General features: G+C 72.0%; 17 protein-coding genes and 1 tRNA gene. 8 read left to right on the top strand and 10 right to left on the bottom strand.

Annotation, left to right across the window (positions count from 1 at the left end):
* Positions 1–33: 33 nt before the first annotated feature.
* The 3 genes from RM704_RS28940 to RM704_RS28930 all read right to left on the bottom strand — a co-directional run bounded on the left by RM704_RS28940 (position 34) and on the right by RM704_RS28930 (position 2,924).
* Positions 34–1,149, bottom strand: coding sequence for an LLM class flavin-dependent oxidoreductase (locus RM704_RS28940; RefSeq protein ID WP_033531209.1), 1,116 nt, complete (start codon positions 1,147–1,149; stop codon positions 34–36).
* Between the two features lie 237 nt (positions 1,150–1,386).
* Positions 1,387–2,118 carry a maleate cis-trans isomerase family protein gene (locus tag RM704_RS28935; RefSeq protein WP_033531208.1) on the bottom strand — a complete coding sequence of 244 codons (732 nt, stop codon included), beginning with the start codon at positions 2,116–2,118 and terminating at the stop codon, positions 1,387–1,389.
* Positions 2,115–2,924 carry a maleate cis-trans isomerase family protein gene (locus RM704_RS28930; protein ID WP_192829814.1) on the bottom strand — a complete coding sequence of 270 codons (810 nt, stop codon included), beginning with the start codon at positions 2,922–2,924 and terminating at the stop codon, positions 2,115–2,117. The genes RM704_RS28935 and RM704_RS28930 overlap by 4 nt, the downstream gene beginning before the upstream one ends.
* A gap of 165 nt (positions 2,925–3,089) precedes the next feature.
* Here RM704_RS28930 and RM704_RS28925 point away from each other — a divergent pair, with 165 nt between their 5' ends.
* Together RM704_RS28925 and RM704_RS28920 are read left to right on the top strand one after the other, a co-directional pair.
* Positions 3,090–4,049, top strand: a complete 960-nt coding sequence (locus RM704_RS28925; protein ID WP_033531206.1) for a D-2-hydroxyacid dehydrogenase — start codon at positions 3,090–3,092, stop codon at positions 4,047–4,049.
* A gap of 20 nt (positions 4,050–4,069) precedes the next feature.
* Positions 4,070–5,527 carry an amidase gene (locus tag RM704_RS28920; protein ID WP_052146440.1) on the top strand — a complete coding sequence of 486 codons (1,458 nt, stop codon included), beginning with the start codon at positions 4,070–4,072 and terminating at the stop codon, positions 5,525–5,527.
* A 133-nt stretch (positions 5,528–5,660) separates the two neighbouring features.
* On the opposite strand, the gene RM704_RS28915 is transcribed toward RM704_RS28920, so the two are convergent.
* Positions 5,661–6,155: a DUF3830 family protein gene (locus RM704_RS28915; RefSeq protein WP_033531205.1), complete on the bottom strand. Its 495-nt coding sequence runs from the start codon at positions 6,153–6,155 to the stop codon at positions 5,661–5,663.
* 142 nt (positions 6,156–6,297) lie between these two features.
* On the opposite strand from RM704_RS28915, the gene ehuB reads away from it, so the two are divergent.
* The 6 genes from ehuB (at position 6,298) to RM704_RS28885 (ending at position 10,532) form a co-directional block, all read left to right on the top strand.
* Positions 6,298–7,221 (top strand): ectoine/hydroxyectoine ABC transporter substrate-binding protein EhuB, encoded by a 924-nt coding sequence (ehuB, locus tag RM704_RS28910; protein WP_052146439.1) that lies wholly within the window; start codon positions 6,298–6,300, stop codon positions 7,219–7,221.
* Complete coding sequence (ehuC, locus tag RM704_RS28905) at positions 7,218–7,934, top strand: ectoine/hydroxyectoine ABC transporter permease subunit EhuC (protein WP_033531204.1); 717 nt, start codon at positions 7,218–7,220, stop codon at positions 7,932–7,934. The genes ehuB and ehuC overlap by 4 nt, the downstream gene beginning before the upstream one ends.
* On the top strand, positions 7,934–8,584 hold the full coding sequence (ehuD, locus tag RM704_RS28900; protein ID WP_033531203.1) for an ectoine/hydroxyectoine ABC transporter permease subunit EhuD: 651 nt from the start codon (positions 7,934–7,936) through the stop codon (positions 8,582–8,584). Before ehuC ends, ehuD begins: the two co-directional genes overlap by 1 nt.
* A 10-nt stretch (positions 8,585–8,594) precedes the next feature.
* Complete coding sequence (gene ehuA, locus RM704_RS28895) at positions 8,595–9,371, top strand: ectoine/hydroxyectoine ABC transporter ATP-binding protein EhuA (RefSeq protein WP_033531202.1); 777 nt, start codon at positions 8,595–8,597, stop codon at positions 9,369–9,371.
* Positions 9,372–9,585: 214 nt separating this feature from the next.
* Positions 9,586–10,344, top strand: a complete 759-nt coding sequence (locus tag RM704_RS28890) for an IclR family transcriptional regulator (RefSeq protein ID WP_033531201.1) — start codon at positions 9,586–9,588, stop codon at positions 10,342–10,344.
* A 114-nt stretch (positions 10,345–10,458) separates the two neighbouring features.
* Positions 10,459–10,532: transfer RNA gene (locus tag RM704_RS28885), tRNA-Lys, on the top strand.
* A gap of 52 nt (positions 10,533–10,584) precedes the next feature.
* Here RM704_RS28885 and RM704_RS28880 read toward each other — a convergent pair.
* The 6 genes from RM704_RS28880 to RM704_RS28855 all read right to left on the bottom strand — a co-directional run bounded on the left by RM704_RS28880 (position 10,585) and on the right by RM704_RS28855 (position 16,668).
* The gene (locus tag RM704_RS28880) at positions 10,585–11,238 is read right to left on the bottom strand and encodes a response regulator (RefSeq protein ID WP_033531200.1); all 654 of its coding nucleotides are present in this window, start codon (positions 11,236–11,238) and stop codon (positions 10,585–10,587) included.
* Positions 11,223–12,461 (bottom strand): sensor histidine kinase, encoded by a 1,239-nt coding sequence (locus RM704_RS28875; protein ID WP_033531199.1) that lies wholly within the window; start codon positions 12,459–12,461, stop codon positions 11,223–11,225. The genes RM704_RS28880 and RM704_RS28875 overlap by 16 nt, the downstream gene beginning before the upstream one ends.
* 71 nt (positions 12,462–12,532) lie before the next feature.
* The gene (locus RM704_RS28870; RefSeq protein WP_033531198.1) at positions 12,533–14,179 is read right to left on the bottom strand and encodes a long-chain-fatty-acid--CoA ligase; all 1,647 of its coding nucleotides are present in this window, start codon (positions 14,177–14,179) and stop codon (positions 12,533–12,535) included.
* Between the two features lie 40 nt (positions 14,180–14,219).
* Positions 14,220–14,690, bottom strand: coding sequence for a DUF3592 domain-containing protein (locus tag RM704_RS28865; RefSeq protein ID WP_033531197.1), 471 nt, complete (start codon positions 14,688–14,690; stop codon positions 14,220–14,222).
* Between the two features lie 118 nt (positions 14,691–14,808).
* Positions 14,809–15,426: a lytic polysaccharide monooxygenase auxiliary activity family 9 protein gene (locus RM704_RS28860; RefSeq protein ID WP_033531196.1), complete on the bottom strand. Its 618-nt coding sequence runs from the start codon at positions 15,424–15,426 to the stop codon at positions 14,809–14,811.
* Positions 15,427–15,522: 96 nt separating this feature from the next.
* On the bottom strand, positions 15,523–16,668 hold the full coding sequence (locus RM704_RS28855) for an SPFH domain-containing protein (RefSeq protein ID WP_033531195.1): 1,146 nt from the start codon (positions 16,666–16,668) through the stop codon (positions 15,523–15,525).
* Positions 16,669–16,741: the final 73 nt, after the last annotated feature.

Genomic DNA, 16,741 nt, shown 5'->3' with positions numbered 1-16,741 from the left:
CGGTCGCCCCCCTCAGGCCTGACGGACGCCCCCTCAGCCCTGCGGGTCGCCCTCCGCGGGAGGGGTGCGCGGCAGGTCGTACGCGTCCGCGATCAGTTCGTACGAGCGCAGGCGTATGTCGGCGCTGTGGGCGTGGGTGGTGAGCATCAACTCGTCGGCGCCGGTGCGCTTGTGGAGGTCGTCCAGGCGGGTACGGACCTCGTCGACGGTGCCGTGGACGACGTCCGCGTTCCAGGAGTCGACGAAGTCCTCTTCGACCACGCTGAACTCGTACGCCTCCGCCTCCTCCGGCGTCGGGACGAGACCGGGGCGGCCGGTGCGCAGCCGGACCATGTTGAGCGCGGCGGCCCTGACCTGGCGGCGGGCCTCCCGCTCCTCGTCGGCGGCGAGGGCGGAGACGCCGATCAGCGCGTAGGGGGCGTCGAGGACCGGTGAGGGGCGGAACGACTCGCGGTACAGGTCGAGCGCCGGGATCGTGTTGCGCGCGGAGAAGTGGTGGGCGAAGGCGAAGGGCAGGCCCAGGGAGCCGGCCAGGCGGGCGCTGAAGCCGGAGGAGCCGAGCAGCCAGATCGGCGGGCGGTGCGGGGACTGGACGCCGCCGGGCGAGGTGGCCTGAATGGGTCCCGGGACCGCGTGGATACGGCGGTAGGGGTGGCCGTCGGGGAAGTCGTCGTCCAGGAAGCGGGTGAGCTCGGCGAGCTGCTCCGGGAAGTCGTCGGCGCCCTCGTTCAGGCGTGCCGAGCGGCGTAGGGCGGCGGCGGTGGCGCCGTCGGTGCCGGGGGCGCGGCCGAGGCCGAGGTCGACCCGGCCGGGGGCCATGGCTTCGAGGGTGCCGAACTGCTCCGCGATGACCAGCGGGGCGTGGTTGGGGAGCATCACGCCGCCCGAGCCGAGGCGGATGCGGGTGGTGTGGGCGGCGAGGTGGGCGAGGATCACGGCCGGGGAGGAGGAGGCCACGCCGGGCATGGAGTGGTGTTCGGCGACCCAGTAACGGTGGAAGCCGCGGGCTTCCGTCTGGCGGGCGAGGGTCACGCTGGTGCGGAGGGCGTCCGTGGCGGTGCGGCCGGCGCCCACGGTGACCAGGTCGAGGACGGAGAGGGGGAACGGGGCGGTGCCCTTGGTTTCGCCTCGTATCTCGTCTGTGGTCACGGTGGGGCCTCCTGGGGGTGGGTGCCTTGCGGCTCGGGGGTACGGGGTGGGTCAACAGGAGGGTGGCTCCGGTTATTCCCTCGTCCCCCGCCGCCCCTGCCCGTCCCGCCCCCAGGGGCGCTGCCCCTTCGACCCCGGGGAGGTGCGTTGTCGGGTGCGGGTCTGTGGGGCTTCTCGCGCCGTCCCCCGCGCCTCTGAAGGGCCTGCGGCCCTTTCCAGGGGGCGGCGCTCGGTCGGCTAGGCCTGCACGATCGGTTCGCGGGTGAACAGGGTGCCCAGGTCCGGGGCGTTGACGCGCCTGTCGGCCAGCCTCAGGGCCTCCCAGACCGTGACCTGGTTGGCGGTGAGGACCGGTTTGCCGAGTTCCTTCTCCAGGGTGGGGATGTGGGAGGCGGTGTGCAGGGCCGTGTCCGGCAGGAGGAGGGCGTCGGCGTCGGGGTGGTCGGCCGAGTGGGCGAGGGTGAGGACGTCGTCCAGGGTCCAGGTGCCCACCTCCGCCGCCGTGATGATGCCGGCGCCCCGCACGGAGAGGACCTCGATGCCGGCCGCCGCCAGGAAGTCGACGAAGAGGCGGGCCACGTCGTCGGGGTAGGTCGCCGCGACCGCGACCTTGGTGGCGCCCACCTCCCGGGCCGCGTGGGCGAAGGCGAAGGAGGTGGAGGAGGCGGGGAGGCCGGCGGTGCGGGCGAGTGCGCGGATCTGGTCCTGCGCTCCTTCGTAGCCGTGGACGAAGCTGCCGCTGGTGCAGGCCCAGACGATGGCCTCCGCGCCGGACAGGCGGAGGGCCTCGCAGCCGGCGGCGAGCCGTTCGGGGGCGCCCATCTCGCGCAGGGCGTCCACGCGGTGGGCGTCCTCGCCGATGTCGGTGTGCACGACGTCCACCCGGATGTCGCTGCCGAGCAGTTGCTCCATACGCGGATAGTCGTCCTCGGCGGAGTGGCCCGGGTAGAGGAAACCGAGTGCGGTCATGCCCAACCTTCCTGTTCTTCCGGCAGTACCGGCGGTGGCGGAACAGGACCCGCACCGAACGTCTGCCTGGCCGACTCGTCGAGCAGAGCCTGGTACGGACCCACCGCCCGAGTACCCAGATGACGCAGCGCCGCCCATATCGTCACCTGGTTGGCCGAGATGACGGGCATCCGCAGTTCCGCTTCCAGCTGGGGGATGACGTCGTACGTGGGGAGGTTGGTGCAGGAGATGAAGAGGGCGTCCGGTGTGGTCGTCCGGACCGCGCGGTGGGCCATGGCGACCACCTCGTGGTAGGGGACCTTCCAGATGTGCCGGACCAGGCCGAGCGAGGCGCGGCCGGTGACCAGGATGTCCGCCTCGGCGAGGTACTCCGCCAGGGACTGGGTGACCGAGACGGTGTACGGGGTGACCAGGGCGATACGGTGCGCGTTCAGCTCGGCCAGGGCGGCGAGCAGCGCACCGGAGGTGGTGACGGCGTGCGCGGCGCCCGCGCGGGTCATCGCCTCACCCATCGCACGCTCCCCCGCGACCCCGCCGACGAAGCTGCCGCTGGTGCAGGCGTAGGCCACGACCTCGGGCGCGACCTCGTTCAGCGCCCGGACCGCCTCGTGCAGGGTCTCGTGCTCGGAGACGAGCCGGGCCAGGTCGAGGCTCACCTCGACGGGCACGTACGGGGTCCGGGTGAGGTGCAGGGAGACGTCGTCCGGGACCCAGCGCCACAGCTCGCGGTCGAGGGCGAAGTCGAACGGGGCGATGACACCGACGCCGCGCTGCGGTCGGGGTCCACCGAGGAAGGAGACGTTCATGACAGCCACCGGCCTCACGGAGAGAGAAGTGCGGACGACAGAACGTGCGCAAGTCCGTGTTGACGAAGGTAGGTTCGGGTGCGAGCGTGGTCAATCAGTGCATGTCACACGCATCTCGTGGGGCGGGTAGAGCCGCTTTTCGATCGTGAGGGGTTGCTTTCGCCCATGACCTCGACTCCCCGACCGACCCTCCTCGTCCTCGACGCCGAACCGCGCCCCCGGCTCGGGCGGCTCACCGGGCGGGCGACGGTCGAGTACGCCGACGCCTCGACGCTGGCGGCGCGGCTGCCGTACGCCGATGTGCTGCTGGTGTGGGACTTCACCTCCCACGCGGTGCGGGACGCCTGGCCGGGCGGCGGGCCCCGGCCGCGCTGGGTGCACACGGCGAGCGCGGGCGTCGACCATCTGCTCTGCCCCGAGCTGGTCGCCGCCGAGGACACGGTGGTGACGAACGCGCGCGGGGTGTTCGAGGCGCCGATCGCCGAGTACGTCGCCGCGCTCGTCCTCGCCATGGCCAAGGATCTGCCGCGCAGCTGGGAGTTGCAGGGGCGGCGGGAGTGGCGGCACCGGGAGGCGCTGCGGGTGGCGGGGGGCCGGGCGTGTGTGGTCGGGTCCGGGCCGATCGGGCGGGCCATCGCGCGCTGCCTCAAGGCCCTCGGGCTGCACACGGCCCTGGTGGGGCGGACCGCGCGGCCCGGTGTGCACGGCCCGGAGGAACTCGACCGGTTGCTGGCCCGCGCCGACTGGGTGATCGCGGCCGCGCCGCTGACGGAGGCGACGCACGGCATGTTCGACGCCCGGCGGTTCGGGGTCATGCAGCCGTCCGCGCGGTTCGTCAATGTGGGGCGTGGGCAGCTCGTGGTGGAGGACGCCCTCGTCGAGGCGCTGCGCAAACGGTGGATCGCGGGGGCGGCGCTGGATGTCTTCGAGCGCGAGCCGCTGGGTCCGGACGACCCGCTGTGGGACGTTCCCGGGCTGATCGTCTCGCCCCACATGAGCGGGGACACGGTGGGGTGGCGGGACGAACTCGGCGCCCAGTTCGTGGAGTTGTTCGAGCTGTGGGAGGCGGACAAACCGCTGCCCAACGTGGTCGACAAGCAGCGCGGGTACGTGCCCGGGCACTGAACTCCCCTGGGAGGGGCCGGATGTCGGAGCTCACGGAACTGTCCGCCGTACGACTGGTCGAGGGGTACCGCAAGGGCGAGTTCAGCCCGGTGGACGTCACGCGCGAGGCTCTCGAACGGGCCGAGCGCGTGCAGCCGGAGGTGAACGCCTTCGTCAGGATCGACACCGAGCCGGCCCTCGCACAGGCGCGGGAGTCGGAGGGGCGCTGGCGGCGCGGGGAGCCGGCCGGGGCGGTGGACGGGGTGCCGGTCACGGTGAAGGACATCCTGCTGGTGCGTGGTGGGCCGACCCTGAAGGGCTCCAGGACCATTGCGGAGAAAGGGAGTTGGGACGAGGACGCGCCCTCCGTGGCCCGGCTGCGGGAGCACGGGGCCGTCTTCCTGGGGAAGACCACGACACCCGAGTTCGGCTGGAAGGGCGTCACGGACTCTCCGCTCAGCGGAGTGACCCGGAACCCGTACGACCTCTCGCGTACGGCCGGGGGGTCCAGCGGGGGCGCGGCGGCGGCGGTCGCGCTCGGGGTGGGGCCGCTGGCGCTGGGCACGGACGGGGGTGGCAGCGTGCGGATCCCGGCCGCCTTCTGCGGGGTGTTCGGGCTGAAGCCGACGTACGGGCGGGTGCCGCTGTATCCCGCGAGCGCGTTCGGCACGCTGTCGCACGTGGGGCCGCTGACCCGGGACGCGGCGGACGCCGCGCTGATGCTGGACGTGATCTCCGGGCCCGACGCGCGGGACTGGTCGGGGCTGGGGCCGGTCTCCGGGTCCTTCGTGGACGCCCTCGCGGGCGGGGTGCGGGGGCTGCGGGTCGCCTACTCGGCGTCGCTGGGCGGGCAGGTCGCCGTGCAGCCGGGTGTCGCTTCCGCGGTGCGGCGCGCGGTGGAGGGGCTCGCCGGGCTCGGCGCGTACGTCAGTGAGGCCGACCCCGACTTCGGTGATCCCGTGGGGGCGTTCCACACGCTGTGGTTCGCCGGGGCGGCGCGCGTGACGCAGCGGCTGGGGGCGGCGCAGCTGGCCGTTCTGGATCCCGGATTGCGGGAGATCCGGGAGGCCGGGGCGCGGCTGTCCGCGCTGGAGTATCTGGCCGCGGTGGATGTGCGGATGGATCTCGGGCGGCGGATGGGGGCGTTCCATGAGCGGTACGACGTGCTGGTCACGCCCGCGTTGCCGGTGACCGCGTTCGAGGCGGGTGTGGAGGTGCCGGGGGGCTCCGGGCACCGGCGGTGGACGGGGTGGACGCCGTTCACGTATCCGTTCAACCTGACGCAGCAGCCGGCGGCGAGTGTGCCGGTGGGGGTGGACGGGAGTGGGCTGCCGGTGGGGCTTCAGGTGGTGGCGGCTCGGCATCGGGACGATCTGGTGCTGCGGGTGGGGCATGCGTTGTACGGGGCGGGGGTCGCGGGGGTGGGTTCGTTGACGGGTGAGGGTGCGTTGTCGGGTGCCGGTGCGTGGGGCTTCTCGCGCAGTTCCCCGCGCCCCTGAAGGCCCAGGCCCTGCGGGCCTGAAAAGCACGGGGCGCAGCCCCTGCTTCTCAGGGGCGCGGGGAACTGCGCGACCAGCCCCCACCGGATCCGTACCCGCCCACGCACCCGAACCCCCGACCCCCAAGGCGCCCTCACACCCTGCGGAACCGCAGCGTCTCCCCCGCCGCCCCCGTCCGCCACAGGTCATTGCACGCCTCCGCCATCTCCTCCAACCCCGACACCACCTGCCCCCAGACAATGCCGGGCACCCACCCCACGTCCCCGTTCAGCAGCAGGTTGTTGCGTTCGTAGAAGAGGGCGAGGTCCACGAGGGTGGTGTCGGGGCGGACCTGCTCGTCGTAGCCGTACGCGCCCGTGGCCAGTTCCGTGCCGGCGAAGGAGAAGTAGCAGAGGTCGCCGGGGATGGGGGTGACGGTGGGGTTCTCCAGTGGTGGCTCGTGGGGGGCGAAGGGTGGGAAGAGCGCGTAGATCTCGTTGCGGGCGTATTTGGCGTGGTAGACGTCCCCGGACAGCGGCAGGGCGTCCCAGACGGCGGCGCACGTGCGCGGCGCGCGGTCGTCGAGGAGCTTCGCCCGGCACACGACCTGACGCTTGAGCAGGGAGATCTCCAGATAGCGGTCGGTCACGTCTGTCATGTCTCCCATGGTGCCGTCGGGGTCAAGGGCGCCTCACGGGCACGGCGGGGCCCGGCCAGGGGTGTGTGCGGGGGTCGTGAAGGGCGCCGCGGTGGCGTGAATACATCGCATCGGGTCGGGTAGCCGCGCGCCCATGGCTCCAGCAACGAAGACCTCCGGGAGAACCGGCACGACACGCGACCCCAGCCGCCGGGCGCTGCTCGTCGGCGCCTCCGCGCTCGCCACCGCGGGTGCGCTGGGCGTCGCCGGGTGCAGCAGGGTGGCCACGGCCTCCGGCACGGAGGGGGGTGAGCTGCTGGACCGGCTGCGCGCGCAGGGCGTCGTACGGCTCGGTATCGCGGGCGAGATCCCGTTCGGCTACATCGACACCGATGGTGAGCTGACCGGCGAGGGGCCGGAAGTGGCCCGGGTCGTCTTCAAGCGGCTGGGCGTGGAACGGGTCCAGCCCGTGCCCACCGAGTTCGGGTCGCTCATACCCGGGCTGAACTCCCAGCAGTTCGATGTCGTGTCCGCCGGGATGTACATCAACCCCGAGCGCTGTGCGGAGGTCATCTTCTCCGAGCCCGACCACCAGATGCTGGACGCGTTCGTGGTGAAGAAGGGCAACCCGAAGGGCCTGAACGACTACGCCGACGTGATCCGCGCCAAGGCCCGGTTCGCCACGGGGTCGGGGTACGCGCAGATCGCGCACGCCGTCGAGGCCGGGTACAAGGAGAGCGACATCGTCATCGTGCCCGACCAGGTGGCCGGGCTGAACGCCGTGGAGGCGGGCCGGGTCGACGCGTTCGCGGGGACGTCGCTGACCACCCGCGAGGTGGTCAAGAAGTCCCGGACGACGGAGGCGACCAAGCCGTTCGCCGCGCTCGTCGACGGCAAGCCGCGGGTGGACGGCGCGGGTTTCGCGTTCCGGCCGGCCGAGACCCGACTGCGGGACGCCTTCAACGTCGAGCTGCGGAAGATGAAGGAGAGCGGCGAACTGCTGCGTGTGCTGCGGCCCTTCGGGTTCACCAAGGTCGAGATGACCGACCTGACCACGAAGGAGCTCTGTCGCGCATGACACCAGGGCTCTGGGAACTCGTACTGCGCGGCGTCTGGGTCACCCTCCAACTGCTGGTGTTCGGCGCGCTGTTGGCCGCCGCCGTCTCCTTCGTGGTCGGGATCGCGCGCACCCACCGACGGTGGATCGTCCGCTTCGTCGCGGGCCTCTACACCGAGGTGTTCCGCGGCACCTCCGCGCTGATCATGATCTTCTGGGTGTACTTCGTGCTGCCGCTGGCCTTCGGCTGGCAGCTGGTCCCGATGTGGGCGGGCGTCCTCGCCCTCGGACTGACGTACGGGGCGTACGGCGCCGAGATCGTGCGCGGCGCCCTGACCGCCGTGGACCCGGCCCAGCGCGAGGGCGGTATCGCGCTGAGCTTCACCCCGTGGCAGCGGATGCGGCTGATCCTGCTGCCGCAGGCGGTGCCGGAGATGATCCCGCCCTTCGCCAACCTGGTGGTCGAACTGCTCAAGGGCACGGCGCTGGTGTCGGTCATGGGCATGGGCGACCTGGCGTTCAGCGGCAGCCTGGTGCGGCTGGCGCTCCAGGAGAGCGTCGAGATCTACGCGTATCTGCTGCTCATCTACTTCGTGATCGCCTTCCTGCTGACGCGGGCCATGCGGCTGCTGGAGCGGCGGCTGAAGGCCCGGGTGGGCAAGGCCCCGGCGCGCAAGGCGGCCGTGCCGACGGCGCGTGTCCCCGAGGGCGCGGGCGCGGGAGCTGGTGCCTGATGAACTGGGACTGGAACGCGGTCACCGACTTCCTGCCGCACTTCCGGGACGGCCTGCTGGTCACCCTGCAGGCGCTGGCCCTGGGGTCGGTCGTCTCCTTCCTGCTGGGGCTGGTGTGGGCGCTGCTGGTGCGGACGCCGACCCGCTGGGTGAGCTGGCCGGTGGGCGTGGTCACGGAGTTCATCCGGAACACCCCCCTGCTGGTCCAGCTGTTCTTCCTCTTCTACGTGCTGCCGGAGTGGGGGCTGACCTTCTCGGCGCTGACCACGGGCGTCTTCGCGATCGGGCTGCACTACTCGACGTACACGATGCAGGTCTACCGCGCCGGTATCGAGGCGGTGCCGGTGGGCCAGTGGGAGGCGGCCACGGCGTTGAACCTGCCGGTGCGGCGCACCTGGACGGTGGTGATCCTGCCGCAGGCGGTCCGCCGGGTGGTGCCCGCGCTGGGCAACTACGTGATCTCGATGCTCAAGGACACACCGATCCTGATGGTCATCACGGTCCCGGAGATGCTGAGCGAGGCACGGCTCTACGCCCAGGAGACCTTCCGTTTCACCGAGCCCCTGACCGTCATCGGGGTGGCCTTCATCCTCATCTCCTATCTGGCCTCCCTGCTTCTGCGAACCCTGGAGCGACGCCTTGTCCGCTGACACCCCGCTGATGAAAGAACCCGAGTCGCCCGGCAGGCCTGTGGCGGACACGGGTGAACTGATCCGCTTCGAGAACGTGACCAAACGATTCGGCAGCAACACCGTCCTCGACCGGCTGGACTTCTCGGTCGACACGGGCAAGCACGTCACGCTGATCGGCCCGTCCGGCTCCGGCAAGACGACGATCCTGCGGCTGCTGATGACCCTGACCAAGCCCGACGAGGGGACGATCACCGTCGGCGGGCAGCGGCTGTTCCCGGCGAGCGACAAGCAGTGCCGTGAGGTCCGCAAGAACATCGGGATGGTGTTCCAGCAGTTCAACCTCTTCCCCAACATGAAGGTGCTGCGGAACATCACCGAGGCGCCTGTCACCGTCCTCGGGCTCTCCAAGGACGAGGCCGAGGCGCGGGCCCGCGAACTGCTCGACATGGTCGGGCTCGCCGACAAGTGCGACGCCTATCCGACCCAGCTCTCCGGCGGGCAGCAGCAGCGGGTGGCCATCGCCCGGGCGCTGGCGATGCGTCCGCAGGTGCTGCTGCTCGACGAGGTGACGTCCGCGCTCGACCCCGAGCTGGTCGCGGGCGTGCTCGACCTGCTCAGGGACATCGCCCGCACCACCGACATCACGATGCTCTGTGTGACCCACGAGATGAACTTCGCCCGGGACATCTCGGACCAAGTTCTGATGTTCGATTCTGGCCAGGTGATCGAGTCGGGCAGCCCCGAGAAGATCTTCGGCGACCCGTCGCACGAACGCACGCGGGAGTTCCTCGGCGCGGTCATCTGACTACACCCGGTGAGCGCCTGAACGCGTGGGAACATCCGAGGTCCATCGGCCGGGCCATACCTCTGGCATATGCCAGAGTGCTGGTCCGGCAGTTGGGAGGCCCGGAGGCACCGGGAAAATCTCGCGAACAACCCCTCCACGTACGACGCTTGGGCCGTATCGTGGGACACGGCAAGCTGTCCGAAAAACGGCCCGAGAAGCGCAGGGGGAAACCGTGGCGCTCAAGCACGAGCCGACCGCGCCGTACCACTCGGCCCAGGACGCCCTGCGCGTCCTGGAGACGGTGGCGCGGCACGCAGGTGGCGTCACCGACGCCGAGATCGCCCATCGCACCGGCGTCGACAGTGAGCGGTTGACCGCGCTCCTGCGGATGCTGCGTCGCGAGGGATACGTGGAACAGACCACCGACGGCGCCTACGTAAGTGGTGCCGCACTCGCCCGGCTGGGCTCCGCCCAGGGTCATGACCAGGCCCTGCGCGAGCAGCTCCAGCACACCCTCGACCGGCTCCGCGACTCCGTGGGCGCCGCCGTCTACGTCACCCGCTATCTGGACGGGGAGATCCAGGTCACCGGCTGGGCCGACAGCCCGGCCATGCCCGCGGTCCACGAGTGGGTCGACTTCCGCTCCTCCGCCCATGCCACCGCCTTCGGCAAGGGCCTGCTGGGCCAGCTCGACCTCAACGGCCGCCGCGACCACCTCTCGCGGCACCGCCCGGCCCGGCTCACCGCCCGCACGATCACCAACGAGAAGGTGCTGCTGAGCAAACTCGACGCCCAGACACCCACGGTCCCGGTCCTCGACCTCCAGGAGTACGCGCCCGGCACGGTCTGCGCGGCCGTCCCGATCACCGCGGGCTCCGCCGTCGGCTGCCTCGCGCTGTCGCTGCCGCTGAGGCACGCGCACCGGCTGCGGGCGGCGGCGAACACGTTGAACCGGGGAGCCGCGCCGGTTCTGCTGTCATTGGCGATCTAGACACCCGGCATCCCACAGAGATCCAGCTCACGTTTAACCGGTCGAAGGCACCCGCCCGGACCAGGTAGTATTTTCTCTGTCGCCAGCCGCGAGAGCGGAAGAGCGACAGAGTCTGCGCCGCTAGCTCAGTTGGTTAGAGCAGCTGACTCTTAATCAGCGGGTCCGGGGTTCGAGTCCCTGGCGGCGCACATGGAGAAGGCCCCTCGCTTCGGCGGGGGGCCTTCCGCGTACGCGGGGCCGTCAGGCCCGCAGGTACGCCAGCACCGCCAGCACCCTCCGATGGGTGTCCTCCGCCGGGGGCAGGTCCAGCTTTCCCAGGATGTTGCCGATGTGCTTGCCGACGGCCGCCTCGGTGACGACCAGCTCCCGGGCGACGGCCCCGTTCGACTTCCCCTCGGCCACCAGCGCGAGCACCTCCCGCTCGCGCGGGGTGAGCGCCGCCAGCGGATCACGCCGGCGCCGCAGCAGCTGCCGTACGACCTCGGGGTCGACGACCGTGCCCCCGGCCGCGACCCGCTCCACGGCCTCCGCGAACTGTTCGACCTGGCCGATGCGGTCCTTGAGGAGATAGCCGACGCCGGTGCCGTCGCCGGTGTCCAGCAGATCGGCGGCGTAGGCCCGTTGGACGTACTGGCTGAGGACGAGGACGGGCAGGGCGGGGTTCGCCGCCCGGAGTTCGAGCGCGGCGCGCAGTCCCTCGTCGGTGAGGCCGGGCGGCATGCGGACGTCGGTGACGACGAGGTCGGGGGCGTTCGAGGAGACGGCCGCGATCAGTGCGTCCGCGTCGCCGACCGCCGCGACGACCTCGTGTCCGAAGCGGGTCAGGACGCCGACGAGCCCTTCCCGCAGCAGCACGCTGTCCTCGGCGAGCACGATCTTCAGCGCTGCGGGCACGGGATCTCCAGGGACAGGACGGTCGGGCCGCCGGCCGGGCTGTGGACGGACAGTGTCCCATCGAGCACCGCGAGCCGGTCGGCGAGTCCGGTGAGGCCCGTGCCCCGCGCGGGATCGGCGCCGCCCGTGCCGTCGTCCCGCACCTCCACCCGCAGCCGCCCGCCGGTGTACCGGCCGGCGATCCACGCCCGCCGCGCCCCGCTGTGCCTGCCGATGTTGGCGAGCGCCTCCCGGACCGCGAAGTGGGCCGCCGCTTCCACCGACTCGGCGAACCGGGGAAGGTCCACGTCCAGCTCCACGGGAACGACGGACCGGTCGGCGGCGTCGGCGAGGGCGTCCGGGAGACCGTAGTCGACCAGGACCTGGGGATGGATGCCGTGGATCAACTCCCGCAGCTCGCCCAGGACCTGATCGGCCTCCCGGTGGGCGGCGGCGAGCCGGTCGGCCAGGTGGGGCGGGGCGTCCAGCCGGGCCAGGCCCAGGGTCATGCTCAGGGACACCAGGCGCTGCTGGGCCCCGTCGTGCAGATCGCGCTCGATCCGGCGCCGCTCCGCCTCGAAGGCCGCCACCAGCCGGGCCCGCGACCGGGTCACCTCCCCCAGACGGCGTTCCGCCTCTGCCTCGCCCGGCGCGAGCAGCAGCCGGGCGAGCGCGGCGCGGACCCGCGCGTACCGGACGAGGGGCCACAGCAGCGCGAGCAGGAGGGCGACACCGGCGGCCGTGCACAGCAGGGCCTGACCGTAGGAGTCGATCAGCCAGAGCTTGACGATCCGCGCGTCACCGCTGCCACTGCCGGTCGTCGCCAGCTGCACGGGTGCCGCGATCATCGCGCCGGGCACGACCAGCGCGACGAACAGCACGATCACGTCCAGCGGCCACAGCGCGAACGCGAGCAGGACGGTGTACGCCAGCTCCCGCCAGGTCGCCCGCTCGGTCAGCCGGAGCCGGGCCCAGGCGGCGAGACCGGGCTCGGCCGGGGTGGCGTGCGGGTCGGGCGGCGGCGGGGTGCGGGTGAGGGCCAGCCGCCGCCGTTCGAGGGCGCCGACGGGGATGCCCGACAGGACGGCCACGGCGAGCAGCGGCAGGCCCACCAGGATCGGGGCCAGGGCGAGTCCGAGGATGCCCAGGACCAGCAGCGCCACCAGCAGCGGGGCGCCGACGAGGACACCGCTCAGCAGGTAGGCCGCGGCGCGCGGCAGCTCCCGTACGACCGTTCGGATCACGGGGTCACGGTAGGCGGAGGCGGTCGGCGGCGGCCATACGCGCAGGTGGTGTCCGGGAGGTAGGCCCAGCCCTACCTCGTCAGCAGCTCCTCCCGCCCGCGCGCCCGGTACTCCGTCACCAGTCGCGCCAGATCCACCGCCGAGAACTTGCGGTACGCCCACTTCCCCGGCGGGCGCCACCAGACCGGGTCCGCGCAGCGGAAGCCCTCGCGGCGGAGGGTGGCGCGCTGGATCTTGTTGGTGGCGGTGACCGGCATGGACCGGACGACCCGTACGAAGCGCGGTGTCATCTTCGTGCCCAGGTCGGGCTGGGCCAGCAGGAACTCGGCGAAGCGGCACGGGTCGAAGGTGCCGGCGACGGTCGCCATGACCTGGTCGCCGGCGACCGGGTCGGGGACCGCGTACACGGCGACGGCCTCGGCGCCCTCGTAGCGGGCGAGGATGTTCTCGATGACGGCGGCGGCGAGGTTCTCGCTGTCGACGCGGAGGCGGTCGTCGGTGCGGCCGGCGAAGTAGAGGAAGCCGCCGGTGTCGCGGTAGAAGAGGTCGCCGGTCCAGTACCAGCCGTCGCGGCGGCGGGCGGCGTCCGCCTCCGGGTTGCGCCAGTAGCCCTCGAAGGGGTTGGGGCCCCGATTGACCAACTCCCCGATCGCCTCGGTGCCGTTGAGCAGTCGGCCGTCCTCGCCGAAGACGGCCGGCGGGCACTCCTTCCGGGTCTCCGGGTCGACCACCGCGAGGTCGTCGCCGGGTGCCGCCCGCCCGATCGCACCCGGCGGCGCCCCGGGCGTGCGCTGGATCGCCGCTCCGCCCTCGGAGGATCCGTACCCCTCCACGAGCCGCACCCCGAAGCGTTCCTCGAACGCCGCCGCGTCCACCGCGCCCGCCTCCGTGCCGAAACCCATGCGCAGCGGGGTGTCGCGGTCGTCGGGGCGGGGCTCGGTGGCGAGGAGGTACTGCACGGCCCGGCCGACATAGGTGAAGTACGTGGCCCGGTAGGCCCGTACGTCGTCCAGGAACCCGGTGGCCGAGAACCGGCGGCGCAGGGCGACACCGGCCCCGGCGACCAGGGCGGGGGCCCAGTCGGCGATGACCGCGTTGCCGTGGAACATCGGCATGCAGATGTAGTGCACGTCGTCCCGCCGCACCCCGAAGCGGTCCACCAGGGCCCGCCCGGCCGCCGCGAGCCGTCCCTGGGAGCAGATGGCGGCCTTGGGCGCGCCGGTGGAACCGGAGGTGAAGTAGAGGAGGAGACGGTCGGCCGGGGTGGCCCGGGTGGGATCGGGCTCGGTGCCCGCGTACGGGGCGAGGAGGTCGGCGTACGGCTGGGTGCCGGTGACCAGGACGCGGACGCCGGGGAGTGCCAGGCCGTCGAGGAGCGGGAGGTGGGCCTGTTCGGTGATCAGCACCCGGCACTCGGTGTGCAGGATGTCGCGGGCCAGTTCGGGGCCCCGCCGGGTGGGATTGACGCCGGCGACGGCCGCGCCCGCAAGGGCCGCCGCGCTCAACCACAGGGGGAATTCAGGGGTGTTGTCGAGGAGGACGCCCAGGTGCGGGTGGGCCTTCGGTGGCAGGAGGTCGGTGAGCAGGGCCGCGCGGGCGGCGGCTGCGGCGGTGACCTCGTGGTGGGTCAGGACCTGTTCCTCGAACCACAGCCCGGGCCGGTGGTCGCCCCACCGGTCGGCGACGAGCTGTGCGACCGTGCGCCTCGTGGACTCCATGTCGGCGCACGGTAGTTGACTGTCCGTCAGTTGTGGAGGGTCACGGCGTCGGGTACGAGGTGTCGGTCGAGAACTGGTGGAAGCTGACCATGAAGAAGACACAGAACGCGAAGGCCACTCCGAGGAAGGCCAGCAGGCCGACGCCCGTCGCGGCCTCCTTGACCCGCCGGCCGGGCTGATGGGCGGTGGCGACCACGCGCGGGCCGTCGGTGTAGTGGACGGTGACGAAGTCGCCCTCGACCGTCGTCATCGGCCCGTCCTCCTCCTCGAAGCGGACGGATCGGCCGTCGTGGGTCCTGAACTCGTAGACGTGGTGGATCGTCGTGCGCACGGCGCTGTGCTCGCCCATGGTCTTGCTGACCGTGGTGAACGCCTTCAGACAGCGCGCCTCGGCCGTCAGGCCGCTGTTCCAGGCGCTGCGGATCTGGAACCAGCGGCGCAGCACGCGGTACGCCATGAAGGCGATGACGGTCATGATGGCCACGGGAATGAGGTAGAAGAAGGCGTTCACGGTGTTCCCCCGGGTTCGGTGTCCGCCCTGGTCGGCGGCGCGTGGGGAACGTACCCATGTGGGGGCCCCGCGCAGCTCAAGAGATGCTCAGAACTGGCGGGGCCGGAAGGGGAGCCGCTCAGAAGGTGACGTCCGAGCAGGCGTAGAACGCGTTGGTGGTGTCGGCGATCGTCCAGACGGCGACGATCACGTGGTGGCCGCTCAGCCCGGACGGCAGGCGTCCGGTGTGGGAGAGCGTGGCCGGTGGGCGCTGGCCGTTGTACGGGACGGTGAAGAACGGGGTCAGGTTGAGGTCGGAGCGGGCGAGGGCGTGGTTCTGGTTCCAGCCCGCCTTGGTGACGTAGTACTTGAAGTCGGTGGTGGCGTGCATGGCCGTGAACTGCCAGCGGAACGTGTAGTTCTGGCCGCCCGTCACCCGGGTGGTGGGCCAGGCGCCGCCGCCCGGCTTCGTGGACGCGTTGAGCTGGTTGAACCTGCTGTTGCCGCCGGAGCAGATCTGGCCGTCAGCCGGCCCTGAGCCCGGGAAGCCCTTCGGTCCCTCGACGCTCTGCGGTTCCCACTGGATGTCGCCGCAGTTGGTCACGGTGCCGTTCTGACAGAGCTTCTGCCGGCTGACGGGAAGATCGGTGTAGCCGTGGCCGGTGGCGCCACCACTGGAGAGGACGAGCGCTCCGGTGGTGGCCAGGCCGACGCCGGCGGCGTACCACTTGGTCCTGCTACGCGTGTGCTTGCGCATGCTGCCGCTCCCTGGAGTACGTGGGGGTGTTTCCAGGTCTAGACCAAGCCCCAGATTATGGGTGCGGATTGAACATGTCCATACCAATTTCCGGGTTCACGGGGACACTTCACGGCGCCCTGTATAGAACGCGACCGTCAGGTCCTTCACCAGTGCCTTGCGCTCGTAGTCGTCGAGTTCGACCAGGCCGCGCATGGTCAGCCGGGTCACCGTGTCCTCGACGGAGTCGACGACGGAGGTGAGCACGGTGTCCCGGTGCTGGGCGTCGAGCGCGGCGATCCGACGGCGCTGCATCACGGCGGCCACCTCGGGCGCGTACTCGATCCGGATCGGCTGGACCGAGAACACCTCCATCCCGACCGGCGCCGCGTCCGCCGCCACCAGCCGGGTCAGCGCCTCGCCCACCGCCTCCGTGTTGCGCAGCGTCGAGTCCCGCACCAGCGCCCCCGGCGCCACGTCCGCCGGCAGCCGCGACAGCACCCGGGAGACCGCCGCCTCCACGCACTCGCGCAGATACCGCTCATGGTCCTCGATCCCGAGCAGGGCCCGCGCGGTGTCCCGGACCCGCCACGCCACGAGGACGACGACCCGCAGCGCCACCCCGTTCGCGTCGACGGCCGCCATCGGCTCGCTCCGCCAGTGCCGCAGCCGTACGTCGACCCGGCGGCGCAGCACCAGCGGGTTCACCCAGAGCAGTCCGGTGCGGCGGACCGTCCCCCGGTAGCGCCCGAACAGCCCCAGCACCCAGGCCCGTCCGGTCCGTCCCCGCGCCAGCCCGCCGAACCCGAACATCGTCAGCGCCCCGGCCCCCGCGTACGCGGCCCACTGCGCCGGTCCGAGCCCGGCGCCCGCGTACACGGTCGGCAGCCCGAGCGCCCGTACCGCGAGCCCCGGCAAGACCCCGGCCCACCAGGAGGTGAGCACGCATCCGGCCACCCCGCACGCGCCGCCCAGCACACCCACCACCCCGGGCATCACCCGGGCCGGGCGCTCGACGAGTTCGGGGTCGACCTCGACCGCGGGGCGCGGCTTCACGGAGGCGGGCCCCTGCCGCACCCGCGGCTGTTCGCCGGTGCCGCGCCGCCGGCCCACGACGGCGGGGGTGACCGGCACGGAGACCGGGGCGGGGTCGTCCCGGAACAGCAGATGGACGGGGATCTCGGTGGTCGTCTCGTTCTGGATGAGCCGGGCGGGCCGCGCGGCCCCCTCCGGCTCCGGGGTGTGTGAGGTGGTCGTACTCATACGTGCCTCCATGCCTCCGCGCAGGAAGAACCGTGGTGAGGGTGAGTGAGGGGATGAGGGGGCGAGAGGTGAG

This window comes from Streptomyces gottesmaniae (assembly GCF_031845845.1).
In the GTDB taxonomy this organism is placed as follows: Bacteria; Actinomycetota; Actinomycetes; order Streptomycetales; family Streptomycetaceae; genus Streptomyces; species Streptomyces akebiae.
This window is presented reverse-complemented; position numbering and strand designations above follow the sequence as displayed.